At 40.0% G+C, this 20,514-nt stretch carries 14 protein-coding genes; 9 read left to right on the top strand and 5 right to left on the bottom strand.

All coding sequences use genetic code 11. The features are described from left to right. Positions 1 to 97 precede the first annotated feature (97 nt). From rpsB to ADICYQ_RS15640, 4 genes are all read right to left on the bottom strand, one after another. Complete coding sequence (rpsB, locus tag ADICYQ_RS15625; RefSeq protein WP_020892972.1) at positions 98 to 859, bottom strand: 30S ribosomal protein S2; 762 nt, start codon at positions 857 to 859, stop codon at positions 98 to 100. 44 nt (positions 860 to 903) lie between these two features. Continuing rightward, positions 904 to 1,290, bottom strand: a complete 387-nt coding sequence (gene rpsI / locus ADICYQ_RS15630; protein WP_020892973.1) for a 30S ribosomal protein S9 — start codon at positions 1,288 to 1,290, stop codon at positions 904 to 906. 12 nt (positions 1,291 to 1,302) lie between these two features. Further along, entirely contained in the window at positions 1,303 to 1,746 is a 444-nt protein-coding gene (gene rplM / locus ADICYQ_RS15635; protein ID WP_020892974.1) for a 50S ribosomal protein L13, read from the bottom strand. Positions 1,747 to 2,072: 326 nt separating this feature from the next. Further along, positions 2,073 to 2,471 (bottom strand): GreA/GreB family elongation factor, encoded by a 399-nt coding sequence (locus tag ADICYQ_RS15640; protein WP_020892976.1) that lies wholly within the window; start codon positions 2,469 to 2,471, stop codon positions 2,073 to 2,075. Positions 2,472 to 3,384: 913 nt separating this feature from the next. On the opposite strand from ADICYQ_RS15640, the gene ADICYQ_RS15645 reads away from it, so the two are divergent. The 3 genes from ADICYQ_RS15645 (at position 3,385) to ADICYQ_RS15655 (ending at position 7,363) form a co-directional block, all read left to right on the top strand. Next, positions 3,385 to 4,677 carry a dienelactone hydrolase family protein gene (locus ADICYQ_RS15645; RefSeq protein ID WP_020892978.1) on the top strand — a complete coding sequence of 431 codons (1,293 nt, stop codon included), beginning with the start codon at positions 3,385 to 3,387 and terminating at the stop codon, positions 4,675 to 4,677. 69 nt (positions 4,678 to 4,746) lie between these two features. Further along, entirely contained in the window at positions 4,747 to 5,988 is a 1,242-nt protein-coding gene (locus ADICYQ_RS15650) for an Nramp family divalent metal transporter (protein WP_020892979.1), read from the top strand. Between the two features lie 148 nt (positions 5,989 to 6,136). After that, on the top strand, positions 6,137 to 7,363 hold the full coding sequence (locus ADICYQ_RS15655) for an amidohydrolase family protein (RefSeq protein WP_020892980.1): 1,227 nt from the start codon (positions 6,137 to 6,139) through the stop codon (positions 7,361 to 7,363). A gap of 664 nt (positions 7,364 to 8,027) precedes the next feature. Here ADICYQ_RS15655 and ADICYQ_RS15660 read toward each other — a convergent pair. Then, entirely contained in the window at positions 8,028 to 8,633 is a 606-nt protein-coding gene (locus tag ADICYQ_RS15660) for a hypothetical protein (RefSeq protein WP_020892983.1), read from the bottom strand. Between the two features lie 627 nt (positions 8,634 to 9,260). Here ADICYQ_RS15660 and ADICYQ_RS15665 point away from each other — a divergent pair. The 6 genes from ADICYQ_RS15665 to ADICYQ_RS15690 all read left to right on the top strand — a co-directional run bounded on the left by ADICYQ_RS15665 (position 9,261) and on the right by ADICYQ_RS15690 (position 20,457). Further along, entirely contained in the window at positions 9,261 to 12,302 is a 3,042-nt protein-coding gene (locus ADICYQ_RS15665; RefSeq protein ID WP_020892984.1) for a SusC/RagA family TonB-linked outer membrane protein, read from the top strand. Between the two features lie 30 nt (positions 12,303 to 12,332). After that, positions 12,333 to 14,024 carry a RagB/SusD family nutrient uptake outer membrane protein gene (locus ADICYQ_RS15670; RefSeq protein ID WP_020892985.1) on the top strand — a complete coding sequence of 564 codons (1,692 nt, stop codon included), beginning with the start codon at positions 12,333 to 12,335 and terminating at the stop codon, positions 14,022 to 14,024. Between the two features lie 91 nt (positions 14,025 to 14,115). Further along, positions 14,116 to 15,546, top strand: coding sequence for a Gfo/Idh/MocA family oxidoreductase (locus ADICYQ_RS15675; RefSeq protein WP_020892986.1), 1,431 nt, complete (start codon positions 14,116 to 14,118; stop codon positions 15,544 to 15,546). 39 nt (positions 15,547 to 15,585) lie between these two features. Then, positions 15,586 to 17,658 carry a dienelactone hydrolase family protein gene (locus ADICYQ_RS15680; protein ID WP_020892987.1) on the top strand — a complete coding sequence of 691 codons (2,073 nt, stop codon included), beginning with the start codon at positions 15,586 to 15,588 and terminating at the stop codon, positions 17,656 to 17,658. Positions 17,659 to 17,700: 42 nt separating this feature from the next. Beyond that, positions 17,701 to 19,044 carry a Gfo/Idh/MocA family protein gene (locus ADICYQ_RS15685; protein ID WP_020892988.1) on the top strand — a complete coding sequence of 448 codons (1,344 nt, stop codon included), beginning with the start codon at positions 17,701 to 17,703 and terminating at the stop codon, positions 19,042 to 19,044. 72 nt (positions 19,045 to 19,116) lie between these two features. Further along, positions 19,117 to 20,457: a dipeptidase gene (locus tag ADICYQ_RS15690; protein WP_020892989.1), complete on the top strand. Its 1,341-nt coding sequence runs from the start codon at positions 19,117 to 19,119 to the stop codon at positions 20,455 to 20,457. The last annotated feature ends 57 nt before the right edge of the window (positions 20,458 to 20,514 follow it).

Below are 20,514 nucleotides of genomic sequence, written 5' to 3' on the forward strand. Positions count from 1 at the left end.
TTTTGTTTAATTAAATATAGGTGATGACAATAAAACAAAAATTGAACAGCAGGCTAGTGCCAGTGTCCAATTTTTGTAAATAAAATGTCAAAGTGGATTATTCTTTAGTTTCAGCGTCTGCTGCTTTTTTTGCTTCTTCCTCTTCAGAAAGTTTAGCATCGTCCTTGTCTTTCTTACGTTCAGACAAACCTTCTTCAATAGCAGCACCGAAAGCTTTTACTAATAGTGAAATGGATTTAAAAGCATCATCATTTGCAGGTATTGGGAAATCCACCAAGTTAGGGTTGGAGTTCGTATCTACCAATGCAAAAACAGGAATACCAAGCTTTTTAGCTTCTGCCAGAGCAATGTGCTCCCGCTTAATATCTACAATAAAGAGTGCTGCAGGAAGTCGAGTTAGGTCAGATATACCGCCCAATACATTTTCCAGTTTTTCTCTTTGACGGCTGATCATCAGCCTTTCTTTTTTCGCCAGGTTGGTGTAAGCGTCATCTTTAGACATTTTGTCTATAGTTGACATCTTCTTCAAAGATTTACGTATGGTGGCAAAGTTTGTCATCATACCACCAAGCCATCTTTCAGTGATGAATGGCATCTTAAGCCTTCTGGCTTCTTCTGCCACCAAATCTTTGGCTTGTTTCTTTGTCGCTACAAACATAACTTTTTTGCCTGAGCGTACGATCTGCTTGATTGCGTTGGATGCTTCTTCAAGGCAAACGAGCGTTTTGTTTAGATCTATAATATGGATACCATTCTTCTCCATGAAGATGTAAGGCGCCATTTTAGGATCCCACTTTCTTGTTAAGTGTCCGAAGTGAACACCAGCATCCAGTAAGTCTTTATATTCGATATTGGCCATTTATAAATATGTGTTTTATAGTATTTAGGAAATAATATTCCCAATTATCTTTTAGAGAACTGGAATCTTCTCCTTGCTTTTCTACGTCCAGGTTTTTTACGTTCTACCATTCTAGAGTCACGCGTCAAGAATCCTTCTTTCTTCAACGGACTTCTATGGTCTTCGTTGATTTCACAAAGTGCTCTTGATATCGCCATTCTAATGGCTTCAGCCTGACCACTTATTCCACCACCATCAACATTAATATTAATGTCAAAGGCACCGTCTTCGTTGACCAATACCAAAGGTTGCTTCACCACAATCTGGTGCAGCTCAAAAGGGAAATACTTATCAAGTGCCCTTTTGTTTACCACGATAGTACCGTTTCCGGGTTTAACGTAAATCCTGGCTACGGATTCTTTTCTTCTTCCAATTTTGTTAATTACTTCCATTGACGGGTAGCATTAAAGTTTTACTTCTTTAGGTTTCTGTGCGCTGTGTGGATGTTCTGATCCAGCATATACGTACAGGTTTGTGTACATTTTTCTGCCAAGTCTGTTTTTTGGAAGCATACCTTTTACTGCTTTCTCTACCAGAGTTCGAGGAGATTTTTCCAAAAGGATCTTAGGAGTAGCTACACGTTGCCCTCCGGGAAATCCCGTGTGACGAACATATACCTTCTCAGTCCACTTCCTTCCGGTAAGTCTAACTTTCTCGGCATTGATAACAATAACATTGTCTCCGCAATCTACGTGAGGGGTAAAGTTTGGCTTGTGCTTCCCTCTCAACATTTTTGCCACTTCACTTGAAAATCTACCTAGTATCTGGGATTGGGCATCCACTACTACCCACTCCTTGTCCACCGTGGCGTCATTCGCTGATATGGTCTTATAGCTTAAAGTATTCACTGTGTAAATGTTTAATAATTAGCTTGTTAAATACATTTCACCCTCAAAAAGGGACACAAAGATAGAAGTTAATTCCTTCAATTGCAATAGAAACCAAAGTTTACTGCCTTATTTTCACAAGAATAGCTGTGTGCTTGGTGCCAATTGTTGCCTTTATTTCCCCCTTCTGGGACTGAAACCCTTAAAAGCCCTTCTGAAAAATTTAGAATGACTGGACGAATGTAGTCAATCCTATGGTTTTTAATAGCTTTCAATAGTTAAATAACAGAAGTTGAATAAGTTTGAACGATCTTCTCTTTGTGATTTATTGGATTGTCATTGGGAAATTATTTGACTGCAACTTCCTTTTTGACTTGATTTTCTACTTTCAAAATCTTTAATTTTCTTAACCCTCCAGGTAAAACCCAATCTATTGTAGCGCCTTCTTTGAAACCAATCAAGGCAACCGATAGGGGAGAGAATAGAGATATCTTGTTTTGGGCCAGGTCAGCATTTTTAGGAATGACCATTGTCATTTTGATGGTTTGAGCTGGTTGCCCAACTTCTACCTCAAAATAGGAGTTCAATTGAATAATTCCCTTAGGTATTTTATTGTCTGGTACTTTTTTGGCCAACTCAAGTTCATTCATCAATTGCCCTACTTCTTTGGTCTTTTGAGCAGGAGTAAGGTTATTAATAATATTCTTAATAGTACTGTAATCGGATTCTTTAACTATAGGTTTCATAGTTTTTTATATTTTAAAATAGGTAGAGACCCAATAGGAATTACCCTTAACGGACTCTTGGTGTTCATAATAAATAGAAATAATAAATTGCCTAAATAACTAAGATAAGTCCCCCTACCTTAAAAATCTATAGGGTAGAGGGTGATTTGATAAAGGCTTTATTGTGAGTGAGTACAATCAAAGTCACCTTCAATACCACTTGAAGTGTATTGTTTGAATAGGCGATATGGTTGTAAGGTTGAATCATGAGATTATTCTTAATCAAGATATAAAAAAATATTGAAATTGTCTAATTATAAGTTTTTATGTAAATAAAATAAAATTATCTCTAGCGATCACACTCAGTTGCTAATACGGATGTTATTGAAATAAGGTTATTTTAATTGAATATTAACCTAAAATTAGGCGTTTAATTAAATGTTGATCCTTAAATATAGGCGATTTTCATTCTCTAATACAATTTCCCTATTCAGAATAAACATTTCTGTTTTGGCATTTGCTCATGTGTTTCAGGTTCTCCAATTCATGAATTTATACTGTTTTTCTACCATCAATATCTCTAAGTGCTGATTTTCAGATTGTAAAGCCATTTATTATTTGCAAATTCGAGAACGTTTCCGTAATTATTTTCTGATAGTTACTTTTATTTAAAATTTAGATTGGATAAATAGTCTATTGATTGATTTTGAGCCATTGGCTCCTTACAATTTTGCTTGATGAATTAGATCAATTATTTGAACCAATTCAGTGGGGAAATATGGGATACAACGAGATTGCCCTATTGTATATTTGGACCTAGTGAATATCCCTCTAGAGCCTATCCAATTAATGTTTTTGATTTATTGGAACAATATAAACGATCAAATAGCTTAATTAAAACGATATAGCCTGTTCCCTTTTAAATACACAATAAATGAAAAATACCAGAAGGTTATTTTTAAAATTAACAGGGATCCTAAGCCTGGGTTTAGTGAATCGATTCAAGGCATTTGGCCATACCGAGAGTAGTCCTGTTTTGGGTGAATTCGGGGCCAAATATGATTCACAGGTTTCGGGTTTTAGCGAAACAGGAAAGAGCATTATTGGTAATTATGGGAAATGGGCCAATGGTTTATTAGAAGGTAAGTTACCCAGTCACTCCTATAGAAGGGACAAATGGAAAGATATTGAGGATTGGAAAAATAAAGCATTAAAGATCACCAAAGATAAGCTAGCAGCCCCTGATCTAGGTGGCACGCCAAAGTTTACGATAGACAAGCAATACGCTTATGATGGGCTTTTAATAGAAGAAATAAGCTGGAAACTTCCAACGGGGGGTAGGTCTGAAGGCATTGTGTTGAAGCCTGCCAATGCAAAGGGTAAGTTGCCCGGGGTAATTGCTTTTCACGACCACGGAGGCTGGAAATATTTTGGCAAAAGAAAAATCACCCGAACGAGTGATGAGAGACACCCTATGATGGTGGATCACCAAAAGATGTACTACGAAGAATTGGCCTGGGCCAATGAGGTGGCCAAGAGAGGTTATGTAGTGCTTGTGCCTGATGCGTTTACATTTGCCAGTAGGAGGGTTTTGCTCAAGGATGTCCCTGAAAATCTTAGGCAGGGATTGAATGATGATAATCCTGATTTGCCGGAGAATGCAAAAGCTTATAACGATTGGGCAAAAGGACAAGAAGATACAATGGCCAAGTCGCTTTTTAGTGCTGGGACAAGTTGGCCAGGGGTTTTTCTTGCTGAGGACCAAAAGGCATTGGATATTTTATGTAACAGGGAGGACGTACAGGCTGATAATATTGGCTGTGGTGGGCTTTCCGGTGGAGGGATGCGAACCGTCTTTGCAGGAGGTCTTGATCCGCGGATAAAATGTGCCGTATGTGTGGGCTTTATGACCACATGGAAAGATTTAGTCCTTCATAAATCTTTTACACATACATGGATGACATTTGCTCCAGGCTTGCCTCCAGCACTTGATTTTCCTGAAATTCTAGGATTGAGAGTTCCATTACCTACCATGGTACTCAACTCCATTGAAGATGGATTGTACTCACTCGATGAGATGCAAGAAGCAGATAAAATACTTTCAGCCGTTTTTGACAAAGCTGGAGCTGGGGATAAATACAACTGTACCTTTTACCCTGGAGGACATCAATTCAATAAAAAAATGCAGGAAGATGCATTTGATTGGTTTGATAAGTGGCTAAAGTAGCCATGCTTTTTTTATTATCTTAAGGTTTTTAAAATTAAATTAACAAAACACCCTACTATTAATTCATTTATGAAAGACAACGTTTTCTTTAAGAAGATTATTTTTGCCATCAGCCTAATAGGTCCTGGGTTATTCCTGATTGGTTATAATATTGGAACAGGTAGTATTACCACAATGGCCAAAGTAGGTGCCGAATACGGTATGATGCTGACCTGGGCTTTGGTGCTATCCTGCATATTTACTTATGTACTGATGGTGGCTTACGGTAAAACGACATTGGTTACCGGGAACACGGCCTTGTTCAATATTAAGCACAAGTTAAAATACGGCACTGCGCTGGCTGTCTATATTATTATTGCCTTGGTTATTGGGGAGATTATGGCCTTGATGGGTATTTTTGGAATCATCGCTGATCTTATTCAAGAAGGATCCAGGTTGCTATTTGGAGGGGAAGGCTTTAGTACTTTATGGATCACATCAGTGTTGGTGGTTGCCTTGTATTTGCTCTTCTGGTTTGGTAATTACCTGATTTTCGAGAAAGTATTGGTCTTTTTTGTGGCCTTGATGGTGATCTCATTTGTGGTGGTCTTCATCATGTTGAAACCTGATTTTTCGACCATTATCTCAGGGATGGCTCCTTCTATTCCTAATGAACCTGGCGTTTTGAGATTGATTGCGGCCATAGCAGGTACCACCTGTTCTGCAGCTGTATTTATTATTAGAAGTACGGTTGTAGCCGAAAAGGGATGGGGGATTAAAGACCTCAAAAATGAAAAAAAGGACTCAATGGTGTCTGCTACAATGATGTTTGTACTAAGTGTTATCATTATGGCTGTAGCTGCCGGAACCTTGCATGTTATGGGGCTGAAGCTAGAAAATACCGTAGAAATGATCAAGTTGTTTGAGCCAATTGGTGGTGAGTTAGCGGCCTTTATTTTGATTCTGGGAATTGTTGGAGCAGGTATATCAACTGTTTTTCCTATTATCTTGATTGCACCATGGTTAATAAGTGATTTTACAGGGAAACCTAGAAACATCAAATCTCCTATGTACAGGTGGTTGGCATTTATAGGTATTTTGTTTGGGTTTGGAATGCAATTTCTGGACGCCAGACCGCCTATGATCATGGTTTTTTCCCAGGCATTTCAGGCTTTCATTCTCCCAGCAGTAGCTATTCCTGTTTTTCTATTGATCAATAATAAGACAGTAATGAAAACACATGTCGCTGGCTTGAAAGAAAATATTGGATTGATAGCAGTTATTCTATTTAGTTTGCTGACCGCCTATTTTGCAGTTGCCGAATTTATTTAAAACGAACATTGTCAGGTCTGTTGAAAGACTTGCCACAGATAAAGTTTTTAATTGGATTTAAAGTTTATAGTTTCCTTTTTACCCGTATTTTAATTAATATAGAAGGGTAAGTCGCAGGTATTAAGATGTATTCTAAAAGATTAATAAAATGAAAAATAACAGAAGAGGTTTTTTAAAAAAGGCAAGTTTATTAGGTCTTGGTGCCTCCGGAATGAGTTATGTTCAGGGTTGTGGGCCAAAGAAACAAGAAGTTATAGAAACACCTCTGTCTAAAGAATGGACCTCTGATCCTGAATGGCTAAAAGTGAAGTATGGAGCGTGGAGTGGGCCAGGAGTGCCAGTAGGTCCAGGCCCTATGGATGGAGTTTTGGTAAAGGATTATGCGCCAAAATCCACCATAATTGCTGATGAAACCTTTATCCCTAAAGCCAAATTCTCCGCAATTGATGCACACGTTCACCATTATACCGAAATTGAAGCAGGGGGAAATCCCAAGCAGGTTATAAAGGATTGGGTGAAGACAATGGATGAAGTAGGGATTGAAAAATCAGTTGTACTTACTGTGGCTACCGGGAAAGAATTTGACAAGATGGTTGATTATTATTTGACCGATTATGCAGATAGGTTCCAGCTTTTTTGTGGCATTGAAATGGAAGGGATTGATAAGCCGGATTATCCTGAAAGAGCAGTAAAGGAGTTGGAACGTTGTTATAAATTAGGTGCTAGAGGAGTAGGAGAAGTGACAGACAAAGGTTTTGGTGTCTCTCGTGACCAGTCTTTGAAGCCTGAAGAAAGAATGCACATCGATGATGATAGATTGGATCCATTCTGGGCGAAATGTGGAGAATTGAATATACCTGTTAACGTACACCAGTCAGATCACCCTTCGGCCTGGACACCACCTGATGTTTACCAGGAAAGGACGCCTATATTTCAACAGTTCAATAAATATGGTACAGATGGTTTGACCTACGACCAATTGGTAACTTACCTTCCTAAGTTATTGGTTAAGCATCCTGAAACCACCTTTATCGCTTGTCACTTGGCAAATTTGGGCAATGACTTAAAGCGACTAGGAGCCATGTTAGATGATTTTGATAATTTTTACCTGGACATCTCAGCGAGAGATTACGAAATCGGAAGGCAACCAAGAGCATCCGCAAAATTTATAACCAAATACAGTGACAGGATATTGTTTGGTACCGATATGGGATTGGACAAGGAGATGTATCAGGCATGGTGGCGTTTGTTGGAAAGTGGGGATGAACACATGCCAGGTAGAGTATGGTGGAGGTATTATGGCTTAGAGCTTCCAGACGATGTATTGAAAAAATTGTACCGCACCAATGCTGAGAAGGTACTTAACTGGAGCTAATTCCCTTGTGGTTTTTCTACATTTTTGCAAAATATAAGGTGCTCTATTACCTTACCAAATAAGATAAATTAAGAAGTTTACCGCCTATCCAGTATTTGAAAGGATAGACGGTGAACTTTTTTGTATTCTTCCTAATCTGGTCCAGATCTGGTCTAAGTTTAGCAAAGCGTAACTTAGACCCAAAATGCCGAAAGTTTTCAACTTTCATGAAACAGACCAAAGTTGCAGACATTGCTTAAATAGGTTTAGAGCATCTTGGGACCAAGGTTTGGCTAAAGCCATAGATGGTGTAAACCGCTGAGATCCCCCAGCTAAAGCTAGGGGCTATTGAAAACTGGACTCAGAATATCTTTACCCGAATTAGCCTGGCTTAATTGATCAAAGAAAACAATTCAATAGGAATGGGCTTCAGCCCATTTATAAGGTGAAATCGTAGGATCCGGCTTTAGCCAAAATCTAGAGAATAAAAGGGTTTTATTAAATAGCCCATTGCCAAATAAAAACATCTCTTCAAATTTTACTCCATGCTTTCGGGGTACGTCAGGTTACTGAGCTTGTCGAAGTGGCCCCATTCCCATTTCAACTTACAAAAATCACTAATTACATACATTCAATTCCTCTGCATTAATTTGAAAGAATTGAATTATTTCATTTTGCTTATTGGTTAATACGGACCAATAAAATGCTGGTTTGTAAAAATCGATTTTCTTATTTCTAGTTGCTTGGCAAATATGGCTACCCCTGTTTTTAGATTGGCCTCCGGGATCAGGATATTTTGTTTTCCCGGGTCGAGTGGAACATCCTCGTAACGTGTTTCATCTCCATAACTGAGTTGCAGTAAGCCTTCGCTAAATACATTCAGTGGAGCTGGTTCCTGGTAGCGGGTGTTAGGGTTGAAATTTGATTCAAACTTGGCCATTGATGCAATAAGCAAAGTCCACAAGGCGACTTTTTCGTTCTCAGAAGCATTGTAGTAGGAGGGGCAAAGCCTTACTAAATCCTGCTTGTAAATCGAGTCATTGTCTATGAAAACCTCTTTGTGGCGAATAATTTCACTAGAGATAAATTTGTTCCATTCATACTTCCATGGATAGCTTCCTGTTGTTTTTTCCACTTTTGAAAAAACAATCGTATCGATTACTGGATGGAGATTTGCTGGAGCTGATATAGAAATAGTTAGTTCTTTAATGTTCTCGTTGTCTCTGCTGTTAAAGTCGAAAAAAGCAGCTACAAATAGGCTCAAAGTGATAATGGTAATCAGTTGCCTCATGTTGAAAAATTTCAATTATAATGGAAAAAGTTCTTTAAGTAGTAAATAGCAAATTAACACTAAAACTTCCAAAACAATTATCAGGGATATTCCCCTTTGGTTCCGGAATGGTTCTCATCTAGTCTAAGTTTAGCAAAGCGTAACTTAGACCTAAAATGCCGAAAGTTTTCAACTTTCGTTTGGGCCAAATCGCTCCATCTCATAAATAGGTTGAGAGTTCCCCGTTTCACTTCGACTCTGCTGGCTTCGACAGGCTCAGTCACCGGTGATAATGCCGAAGAAAACGGTAGGTACTCAATTATCACCAACTAAAAGTAGGAGGATATTGAGAAATAGTCTTCATCCTTACTTTTGTCTCAATAAGTAGCAGGCCTTTTAAACGCAATCATTGTTCTATACTTGTTTTTCTGCGTAACAAACGCCTGTTTCTCAGGTATTCCAAATTCACTTATTTACGTGTTTTTATTTACACATTAGCTGTATTTCTTTTTGTATAAGTTGATTATTTGTGTTTTCGATAACGTTATCGCTATTAAATTTCACTATTTCAATTTGAGTAGTTTGTTTATTGGTTAAATTGAACTTAAAGTTTGTGTAAAATAAGGTTTAACTCAATGCTGTCGCTCTATGAAAAAATCTACTCGTTATTTAATACTCCTTCTTGTTCTGCTGGGAGGGATGAATTTTGGAAATGCTTTTGCCCAAGGGGCTAGGGTCTTAAACGGTACGGTGTCCGGTCAAAATGGCCAGTCAATTCCCGGAGCCACCATTCTGGTGAAGGGAACTACAAATGGTACTGTCACGGATATGGATGGAAAATATAGCCTCAGTGTAGGCACAGATGCACAGGTGTTAATCGTTTCCTTTGTGGGGATGTTGACCAGCGAAGTAACCATTGGAAACAGAAGCCAGATAAACGTTACTTTGGAAGAAGAAACGGCAGACTTGGATGAGTTTGTTGTCATTGGGTATGGAACTCAAAAGAAAGCGACACTCACAGGCTCTGTTACCAGTGTTGAAAGTGAGCAGGTAATCAGTAACCCTTCTGTAAATTTGACCAACTCCTTGTCAGGCCTTTTACCTGGTTTGGTTGCCATGAACAGATCTGGAGAACCTGGAGCTGATAACTCCACGATATTGATCCGAGGTAGCAATACCACAGGAGACAACAGTCCCTTTGTAGTCGTAGATGGGGTTCAAAACCCTCCAGGCTGGCAAAGAATCAACCCTAATGACATAGAATCCATTTCTGTTTTGAAGGATGCTTCTGCAGCCATTTATGGTGCCAGAGCTGCCAATGGTGTTATTCTCATTACCACCAAAAGAGGTACCGCAGGTAAACCAACATTGAGTTATACTTTTAATCAGGGCATAAGCCAACCAACACGACTTCCTGAATTGGCGGGCTCTCCGTTATTTGCAGGTTATGTCAATGAGATGATGGTCAAAGACGGGCAGGATCCGCGCTACTCAGATGCTGAGATTGAATTGTTCCGAAATGGAACCGATCCGAATTACTCCAACACCAACTGGTACGATGAGGTGCTGAAGGATTATTCGCTCCAAAGCATGCACAATTTAAGTTTAAGAGGTGGTTCCGAATCTGTGCGCTATTCCATGTCAGGCTCTTATTCCCACCAAAACAGTATTTTTAAAGAAGGGGTTCACGATTTTAAGGGCTATACAATCAGGTCAAACATTGATGCAGATGTCAATGAATACATCACTGTAAATCTTGATTTAAACTTGGGCATGGATGACCGCTCACAACCAGGAACAGAAAATCCATGGGGTTGGTTAAATGCCATCCCAATGATGCCTGTTTATTATCAAAATGGTTACCCATCAGCTGGTATTGAGCAGGGCCTTAATCCTGCTGTGATGACCACCTCTGCTTCAGGAGATCACAATACAAAAACCAAAAGAGCTATTTCTAAAGTAGGGTTTAATGTCAAGGCTCCATGGGTAGAAGGATTGGGTATGGATGGTTATTTTGTCTATAGCAATGAAGACATAATGGACAAAAATTGGAGAACTCCCTGGACCGTTTATAACTATGACATGGCCAATGATGCTTACATTCCTCTTCGGGGTGGAAGGATCACTGCACCAGAATTAACACAATCTACACAAAGTGTTAGCAGTACTTTTCTGAATTTCAGAATTAAGTACGAAAGACAATATGGCGATCATTATATCAACTCCTTTATTGGAGCTGAACAGACCAAAGGTGGGGATGCGTATTATGAAGCATTTAGGAGAAATTACCTTTCTCCAACCTTGTCAGAATTGTTTGCAGGAGATCCTGCTACCCAGCAAAATGATGGGGTGTCTTCAGAATCCTCCCGCCAGAGTATTTTAGGTAGACTAAGTTATAACTACCAGGAAAAATACATTATCGATTTTAATGCCAGGTACGATGGCTCTTATGTATTCCCTGAAGGAAAGCGATTTGGTTTCTTCCCTGGTGTATCCGCTGCATGGGTATTGTCTGAAGAGTTTCTAAAAGATGTATCCGGTATCAATGATTTGAAATTAAGGACCTCTGTTGGTAAAATGGGGAATGACAGAATTAGTCCTTTTCAATTTATGCCAGCCTATAGCCTAGGTTTGAATGGGTATCATTTTGGATTGCCGACCACCTCTCAACTAGGAGTAGTTCCAGGTGTTACGCCAAACCCAAATGTAACGTGGGAAGTAGCCACTACCTACAATATTGGATTGGATGGGATGTTTTGGAATGGAGGACTTAGCTTTACGTTGGAGGCTTTCAAACAAAGACGTACCAATATTTTGACAAAGAGAGACCTTGAGGTTCCTTTTTATACAGGATTGCAACTGCCTGATGAGAACATAGGAATCGTTGAAAACAAAGGACTTGAGTTGGCTTTAAGCCATCGTGGTAAAGCATCTTCTCCTGGAGGTTTTTCTTATACCGTAGGTGGAAACATCGCTTTTAACAAAAATAAAATAATTGATATTTCGGAAGCGCAGGATGTGCCTGACTACCAAAAAGCTGAAGGAAGTATCCTGGGTGCAGGACTCTATTATGAAGCACTAGGTATTTTTAGAACTCAGGAAGAGGTAGACTCCAACCCTGTTTACCCAGGTACCCTTGTAGGGCATTTGCAATACACAGATGTAAACAATGATGGAATTATCAGTTCTCAGGACATGGTAAGGATGGACAAATCCAATATTCCTCAGATCACTTTTGGTATTAACGGAACTCTAAATTATGGGCAGTTTTCTTTGTTTGCCAATTTTTCCGGACAAGGTGGGGCATGGCAATATTATCACCAAAATGCGAGAATAGCGGTGAATGGTTTGGCTGAATTAATCGAAAACAGGTATACCGCTGGAAGCATGGACTCCAAATACCCTATTCTACCAGATTTAGAAACAAGAACACAGCCAAGTGGACTACAGAGTACATTTTGGTTGCAAAATGCCAGTTTCCTAAGGTTCAAAACGCTTCAGGTAGGCTATAATCTTCCGGAGACGATACTCAAGAAACTAGGGGTGTCTACAGCAAGGGTTTACCTAAATGGAAATAACCTTTTGACCATTTCGGAAATCAAATGGTTTGATCCTGAAGGAGACAATGAAAGAGGTTCATTCTACCCTCAAAGTCGAATTTTTAATTTGGGTGTAGACTTGTCCTTTTAATTAATTGGTGAAAATTTAATATTCCATATTATGAAAACGATCTATAAATACTTGTATATAAATAAAATAGTCGGAATCTTCGCCCTGCTATTGGTTGTGGTTTCACTGAATACAGCATGCGATGATGAGGTTTTAGATGTGACACCGGCAGACAGGTTTACTGACGAGGCAGTGTGGGCAGATCAATCTTTGATTGAGGCTTTCATTGGCAATGCCTACCGTACTATACCAAGTGGTTTGCGCTATAGTTTGTATGGACTTTCTGTTGTTACGGACGAAATCAATGCGAGGAGTAATTCCTGGGCCTGGGGTGTATGGGAAGGTAACCTTAATCCTGATGACCTGAGAGAGGTGGATTATTGGACTGGGGCAAATGATAGAAATTTGAATTATTGGCAACCAATCAATCGTACGAATATATTCTTTGAGAACATTGATAGGGAACGAGCGGTGCCTATAGATGAGGTCACCAAAAATAGGATGATAGGTGAAATGAAAGCCATCAGGGCCTACAGTTATTTCAAATTGGCCAGCTTATTTGGTGGGGTTCCTTTGTTTACCAAAACCTTTACCTTAGAGGATGATTTTAAAGTAGAGCGAAATACTTACCAGGAAGTGATGGATTTTGTTTTTGCAGAATTAGATGAAGCCATTGCTTTACTTCCTCCAACTTATGACAATGCCAACCAGGGAAGGGTAACCAAAGGAGCAGCCATGGCAATCAAATCACGTGCAGCATTGTACTATGCCAGTGAGTTGAACAATCCAACAATGGATCCTACTAAATGGCAAGAAGCTTCCGATGCAGCCAAAGCTATCATTGACATGGGGCAATATTCCCTCTTTGATGATTATAGAACCATGTTTTTGGAAGAAAATATTTACAATCCAGAAATGATTTGGCAACGTCCTTACAACCAGTTTGTCAGTAGCGAACGGGTGTATGTTGAGCTAAGCCTTTATCCAAATGGCTACAACGGTTTTGGACAAGTACACCCACTTCATAATCTGGTGGATGATTTCGAAACAGCCAATGGTCTTCAACCTGAAGATGATCCAGATTATAACCCAAGTGATCCGTATGCCAACAGAGATCCAAGGTTTTATGCAACCATCTTACATGATGGAGCACCTTTTCAAGGCAGGGAAGTAGAAACTTTTTTTCCAGGTGGATTGGACTCAAATGAAGGCCCGGTTTCAGCATGGAATGCTACCCAAACAGGTTATTACCAGTTGAAGTTTGCCAATGAAAGGATTGTTAACCCTAGTGGTAATAACATGTCTCAAACACCATGGGCATTTGCCAGGTATGGAGAGATCTTGCTGAATTATGCTGAGGCCAATTATTTCCTAGGCAACGAAGACATCGCTAGAGAATACCTCAATATGGTAAGAAAAAGGCCTAGCGTTGACATGCCAGATATTACGGAAAGTGGAGAAGCGCTTTTTGAAAGAATTGTAAATGAGAGACGCATTGAGTTGGTCTTTGAAGAACATCGCTGGTTTGATATTCGCCGTTGGAAAATTCTTCCAGAGGTGGCAGACAAAGACCGCACGCGAATGATCATCAGAAAACAAGCCGATGGGACAAAAGAGTATGAAGTTGCCTTTTGGAAAACAGGAAATTTCAACCCTGCCAATTATTTGCTTCCTATTCCACAATCAGAAATCAACAAGAATAGTTTGCTTGAACAAAATCCTGGCTATAATGTAGCCCCTTAAACGTGTTAATTTCAAAAAAAATGATGTACGTGTTAATTTTTAGGGTACGTACATCATTTTTTCATATATTGAGTGTTAAATATTTCGTCGTATGAAAAATAATCGTAGAGACTTTCTAAAATTATCCGGGATTTCAGGTTTAGGAATGGCTGGATCGGCCTTGTTTCCAGGGACATCCTTTGGTGCTGATGAAACTATAGGTTACGAAAAAATAAAAATGCTGGCGAATAAAAAGCACAAACAGGTATTTAATATGTCTGGGTATGCTGCGCCAAAAATTGATACCGTAAGAATTGGAGTTGTAGGGTTAGGAAGTAGAGGATCGGCTGCTGTACGCAGGCTAAGCAAAATTGAGGGAGTAGACATAAAGGCTTTGTGTGATTTAAGACCAGAAAAAGCCGTGCAAGCCAGAGAAAAGCTTGCCAAAACATCCCATACGCCGGAGTTGTATTCTGGAGATGCCCAAATATGGAAAAAACTGGTAGCGCGTAAGGACTTGGATTTAATTTACGTCACTACGCCATGGGAGCTTCATACGCCGATAGCACTTCATGCAATGGAAAGTGATAAACATGCAGCAGTGGAAGTTCCAGCAGCAATTTCTATGGAAGAATGCTGGGCGCTTGTAGAGACATCAGAGAGAACAAAGAAGCATTGTATGATGCTTGAAAATACCTGTTATGATTTCTTTGAATTGATGACCTTAAACATGGCCCGCCAAGGATTTTTTGGTGATATTATTCATTGTGAAGGGGCTTATATTCATGATTTTATCCCTAGTATTTTCAGCAAAGAAAAATGGAATATGTGGCGTTTCCGTCATAATGCCAGTAGAAATGGGAATCTATACCCTACACATGGTTTTGGCCCCATTTGCCAAGCCATGAATGTAAATAGAGGTGATCAAATTGATTTTCTTGTTTCAGTTTCAAGTAAGGATTTTGTCCTGGGAGAGATGACGGAAAAACTGGCCAAAGAAGATGATGTTTACAAAGAATTTGTGGGGAAACCATTCAGAGGAAACATGAATGTGACCACCATGAAAACCAAGAATGGAAGTACCATTATGCTTCAACACGATGTCTCCTCACCAAGGGTTTATTCAAGGATCCATCTTGTCAGTGGCACCAAAGGAGTTGCAATGAAATACCCATTGCCAGGGCGTATCGCTACAAGTCATGAAGGTTGGCTTCCTGAAGAAGAAATGAAAGCCCTGGAGCAAAAATACCAACCGGAAATTGTAAAGAGAATTGGAGAATTAGCCAAGCAAGTGGGCGGACATGGAGGGATGGATTTCTTGATGGATTGGCGGTTAATTGATTGCTTAAGAAATGGCTTGCCATTGGAGCAGGATGTATATGATGCGGCACTTTGGAGTTCCGTATTCCCATTAAGTGAATGGTCTGTAGCCAATCGCTCTAGTGCCATTGATGTACCTGACTTTACAGGAGGCTCATGGCAACACAATGCCCCAGTGGACATTAACTTGACACATGGTGGAAACACAGGGATTAATTTATAATTTAAAAATACAGCAGATGACATGTAATTTGACCAGTCCATGAAAAATTTTCTATTAGTAAGTCTTTTTATTGTAGTTCAGTTTTTAAGCCCTCATTCCGCTGTATCTAAAGAAGGAATGGTTTTAAATACAAGCCCTCAGGACAGTTTGCCTTCTGTTTTATCTGCTCAAAGTGCAGATATTTTGGGGGGTCGAATGAAACAACAAGCCCAAATAAAATATGCAACTCACCTGTTGCCTGATAATTTGAAGGATTGGGAAAAGAGAAAAACCGAAATAAATCGGGAAGTGATTCTCAACAGTGGTATTAAAGTGGATCATGACCTGGCCTTGGACATGAAGGTGACTGGCACGGTTCAAATGGATGGTTATTCCATAAAAAATATTTATTTCCAAACACAACCGGGGGTATATGCAACTGCAAACTTATTTATCCCTGAGGGCGAAGGCCCTTTTCCTGCAGTGATCAACATGCATGGGCATTGGAGTGAAGGCAAAGCAGCAGAAAATATCCAATCAGTAGCGCATAGCCTGGCAAAAAGCGGGTATGTATGCCTGAGCATGGATGCTTTTGGTGCTGGTGAAAGATCGACAGAACACATGGATTTTGAATACCATGGATCCAATTTAGGCGCTTCATTGATGAATGTGGGTGAAACCCTTTTGGGTGTTCAGGTGATAGACAATATGCGTGCAGTGGACCTTTTATTAACATTGCCTTATGTAGATGCTGAAAACATTGGCGCTACAGGAGCAAGTGGTGGAGGCAATCAGACCATGTGGTTTGCTGCCATAGATGAAAGGGTAAAAGCAGCCATGCCAGTAGTGAGTGTAGGTACTTTTGAATCAGCGGTAATGGGTTCCAACTGTGTTTGTGAATTGATTCCCAATGGGCTCTCCTTTACTGAGTCTTCCGGGATTTTGGCACTGTATGCACCAAGGGCCTTGAAAATGTGTAATCACAACAAGGACAGCAACGCTACTTTTTTTCCAGAAGAAATGTTGAGAAGTTACCACAATGCGAAACCAATTTTCCAACAATACGGAGTAGAAGAAAACATTGATTATGAATTATTTGACCTTGTTCATGGCTATTGGCCAGAAGACAGGGAAGCCATGTTGGGCTGGTTTGATCTCCACTTGAGAGGAATTGGAGATGGTAGCTCTCGAAAAGAAATTGCTTTTGAAGTGCTTCCTGTTGAAAAACTGATGGTCTTTCCAAAAGGCCAACGTGATCCTAAAGTGATTGGCGTAGCAGAATATTGCCGGAGGAAAGGGCAGGAGCTGAGAAAAGATTATTTGAGTCAGACTTCTATTGATAATCAACAAGCGACTGAGGACCTACAGGAGCTTCTTAAAATCAAAAGTTTTCCGGAAATTAACCAGGTGAATAACTTTTCTCCAGTTGACGGTTGGGAAAGGATTGCCTTAGAAACATCAGATAATTTGCTAACACCACTTCTTGTCAAAAAACCTGGCAAGGCAGCTTTGGGCTATGTCCTTCTCGCAACATCAAACGGGAAACATGAAATTCCTCTAGCAAGAATTGATGATTTAATAAATAAGGGCCATGGTGTTGTAATTGTAGAACTGAGTGGTACCGGTGAAGCCGCCTCCAAGGAGGATCAATTGGTTGCCTACCTAACGCCTTTTCACACTTTAGCAAGAGCAAAATTATGGCTCGGAGAAACCATGCTCGGGCAATGGGTTGGTGAATTAGACATGGTCTCTGGTTTTATTAAAGAAAACTATGCCCCGAAAATGTTAGCTTTTGACGGAGACAAGGAAGCTGGCTTGGCAGGATTGTATTTAGCAGCACTTGAAGAGGAAACATTTAGCTCGCTTACCCTAAGAAATACGCCTGTAAGTTATCTTTTTGATAATCGGGAAGGGGTAGATTATTATAGTCTGGCCATTCATCTTCCAAAATTCCTTCAATGGGGAGATGTATCTCTGGCAGCGGGATTGTCGGGTCGACAAATCACTTTTGATCATCCGGTAACCATGTCTGGAGAATCATTATTGCCTTCTCAGGAAAAAGAATTGCAAAGTGAATTTACTGCAATAAGGTCTTCTTTAAAAGGAAAAGGAAGCGTTAAATTTCAATTTTAATACCCACCAAAAAATAATATAGAAGCTTAATACAATTAAATTATGGGAACGATAAACAGAAGAAAATTTATCCAAAATACAGGGTTACTTGCAGCAACTGGCCTTTTGGCACCTTCAATTGGTTATGGTTTTAAGCGCCAAAAAAGCCGTGTAGTGTTGGTAGGGACCGGAGGCAGAGGAATAGGTATGTGGGGTCAACCAGTTCAGGAAGAATACAATGATATTTTGGAATTCGTTGGACTTTGTGATGTCAATCCTGGAAGGGTGGCTTATGCCAAGGAAAAAATGAAAGTCAACTGTCCAGTTTACACGGATTTTGATAAGATGATGAAGGAAACGAAGCCTGATACGTTGATTGTTACTACCACAGATGCAACCCATCATGAGTACATCATCAAAGGCTTGGAAGCTGGTTTGAGAGTGATTTCAGAAAAACCAATGACTACTGATGAGTTCAAATGCCAGGAAATCTTTGATGCTGAAAAAAGAACGGGAAATAAGGTTATTGTTACCTTTAACATGCGCTACTCGGCTTATGTACAACAAATTTGGGAATTGCTGAGGAACAATGAAATAGGAGATATTAAATCAGTAGATCTGAACTGGTACCTGGATACCAGTCATGGAGCAAGTTATTTCAGACGTTGGCATGGTGAAAAAGAGCATGGAGGTACCTTGCTTGTTCATAAAGCTACCCATCATTTTGATGCCTTGAATTATTGGATGGATTCTGAGCCAGAGGAAGTATTTGCTTACGGTTCTTTGGATTATTACGGACAAAAAAACAGTAAAATACATAGCACGAATTGCCGGCCTTGCCCACATAAATCCAATTGTAATTTTTATTGGGACATTACCCAAAGCCAAAGTGCAATGGATCTATATGTAGCCAATGAAAAACACGATGGCTACCTACGTGACGGTTGTATTTATCGTAAAGAAGTGGATATTTATGATACCATGGCTGTCCAATACAAGTATGCGAATGGTGTGAAAGTAAGTTATTCTTTGACTGCTAGCTCACCTTACGAAGGATATAGATTGGCCATTAATGGTAGTAAAGGTAGATTGGATGCATGGATAAAATCTTCTATGCCTACAGGTGTACCTCCTTATCAGGAGATTACGATTAGGAATCTTTTTGGTAACGTGAAAAACATTAAGGTAATTCCAGAGACCGGAGGACATGGTGGGTCAGATCCAAGGTTAAAAGATAAAATATTCAGGTACCCTGATACGCCAGATCTTTACAAACAATCAGCGGGTTCAAGAGATGGGGCCATGTCAGCATTGATAGGTATCGCTGCACGTAACAGTATTGAAACGGGTAAAATAGTCAAAATTTCAGACCTCACTTCCCTTGTTCCAGTAGCAAAAAAGGCTTGATTTAGAACAATAAATGTTCAGTGAATTTAGCGCTCACCATTAAATTATCGATTTAAGCCTAATTGTAGTCACATGAATCATCAAAGAAGGAAATTCCTGAAGGTTTCTGGAATGGCCGTCACCGGTTTAGGGATTTTGGAAGGATTTGCGGCAGGGCAACCGGGGAGTTTTCCCGCTAGCCCTATGCAGGATCCTTCCCGTTTTCAAATCACACCAGCAATGAAAGAGGCCTATCAGGTAGCACTGAAGGCTTTAAATCCCACTAAAAGCCAATTGGAACGTGGGCTTGAACTTCATCGCAACTCTGTAGTTGTAGATTGTTATGGTTTCATGCCGAGGGCAGCTGTAGACGGGGAAAGAATGAAAGCAGCGGTGGAGGACAGTGCTTCTCCATTGGAGCTTCAGGACATGCAGGAAGACATGACCATGACGGGGTTTGTAGAAGTACAACGCGAAACGGAAGAGTTTATCAATGCATGGAAGGCTTCGGGAGTTACTTGTGTTATTCAGAATTCAGGAGAAGAGGGAAGTGCTATAGAAAGGCTACTCAAAAGATTGTCCAGGTTTACCTATGCTACTGACTGGATGAAGGATACTTTAATAAAAGCCGTTACTCCTGAGGATATTTTGCTTGCCAAGCAGCAAAACAAACATTCCCTTTATTTTACAGGAAATGGAGTTCCTCTCCCTCAGGATTGGATTTCTACAGCGGATGAGCTTCGTTATATTAGGGTGTTTTACCAATTGGGTATTCGCATGATGCACCTCACCTATAACCGTCGAAATATGATTGGTGATGGTTGTGGTGAGCAAATAGATGGCGGTTTAAGTGATTTTGGAAGGTCAGTGGTAGAAGAGATGAATCGAGTAGGAGTGATCGTAGATATTGCTCACTCGGGGTGGCAAACAAGTCTGGATGCTGCCAAGCATTCCACAAAACCAATGGTGGCCAGCCACAGTACGGTGAATTCATTGTATGAACATTACCGTGCCAAACCAGACAATGTGATCAAAGCCATAGCAGACACAGACGGATACATGGGGATATGTTGTATTCCTTGGTTTTTAGGTGGTTCAGGAGATATAGCCTCCATGATGAAGCACATTGATTATATGGTCAAAAAATTTGGCAGTGATCGGGTGGCTATTGGCACGGATGTGGCTCATAATTCACAATATGCTCCTGAAGAAAATAAGAAGGTGCCTGCTTATAGAAAACGAAGGAACAGATGGGAAGCATTGTGGCCAGAGCCTAAAGAAGCCTTTACCACTACCAAGGAGATGACGCAAAGTATGGCTTGGACCAATTGGCCTTTGTTTACTGTGGGTATGGTTCAGATGGGCTACAGCGACGTAGATATCCAGAAAATTTTGAGTGGAAATGTACTGCGCGTGGCAAGGGCTGCTTTATAACTTCGAATGGGGCTATTTCCATTGAGTTTGTGTAATTTCGCAGGCGTTTTATTTTGA

The organism is Cyclobacterium qasimii M12-11B (assembly GCF_000427295.1).
In the GTDB taxonomy this organism is placed as follows: Bacteria; Bacteroidota; Bacteroidia; order Cytophagales; family Cyclobacteriaceae; genus Cyclobacterium; species Cyclobacterium qasimii.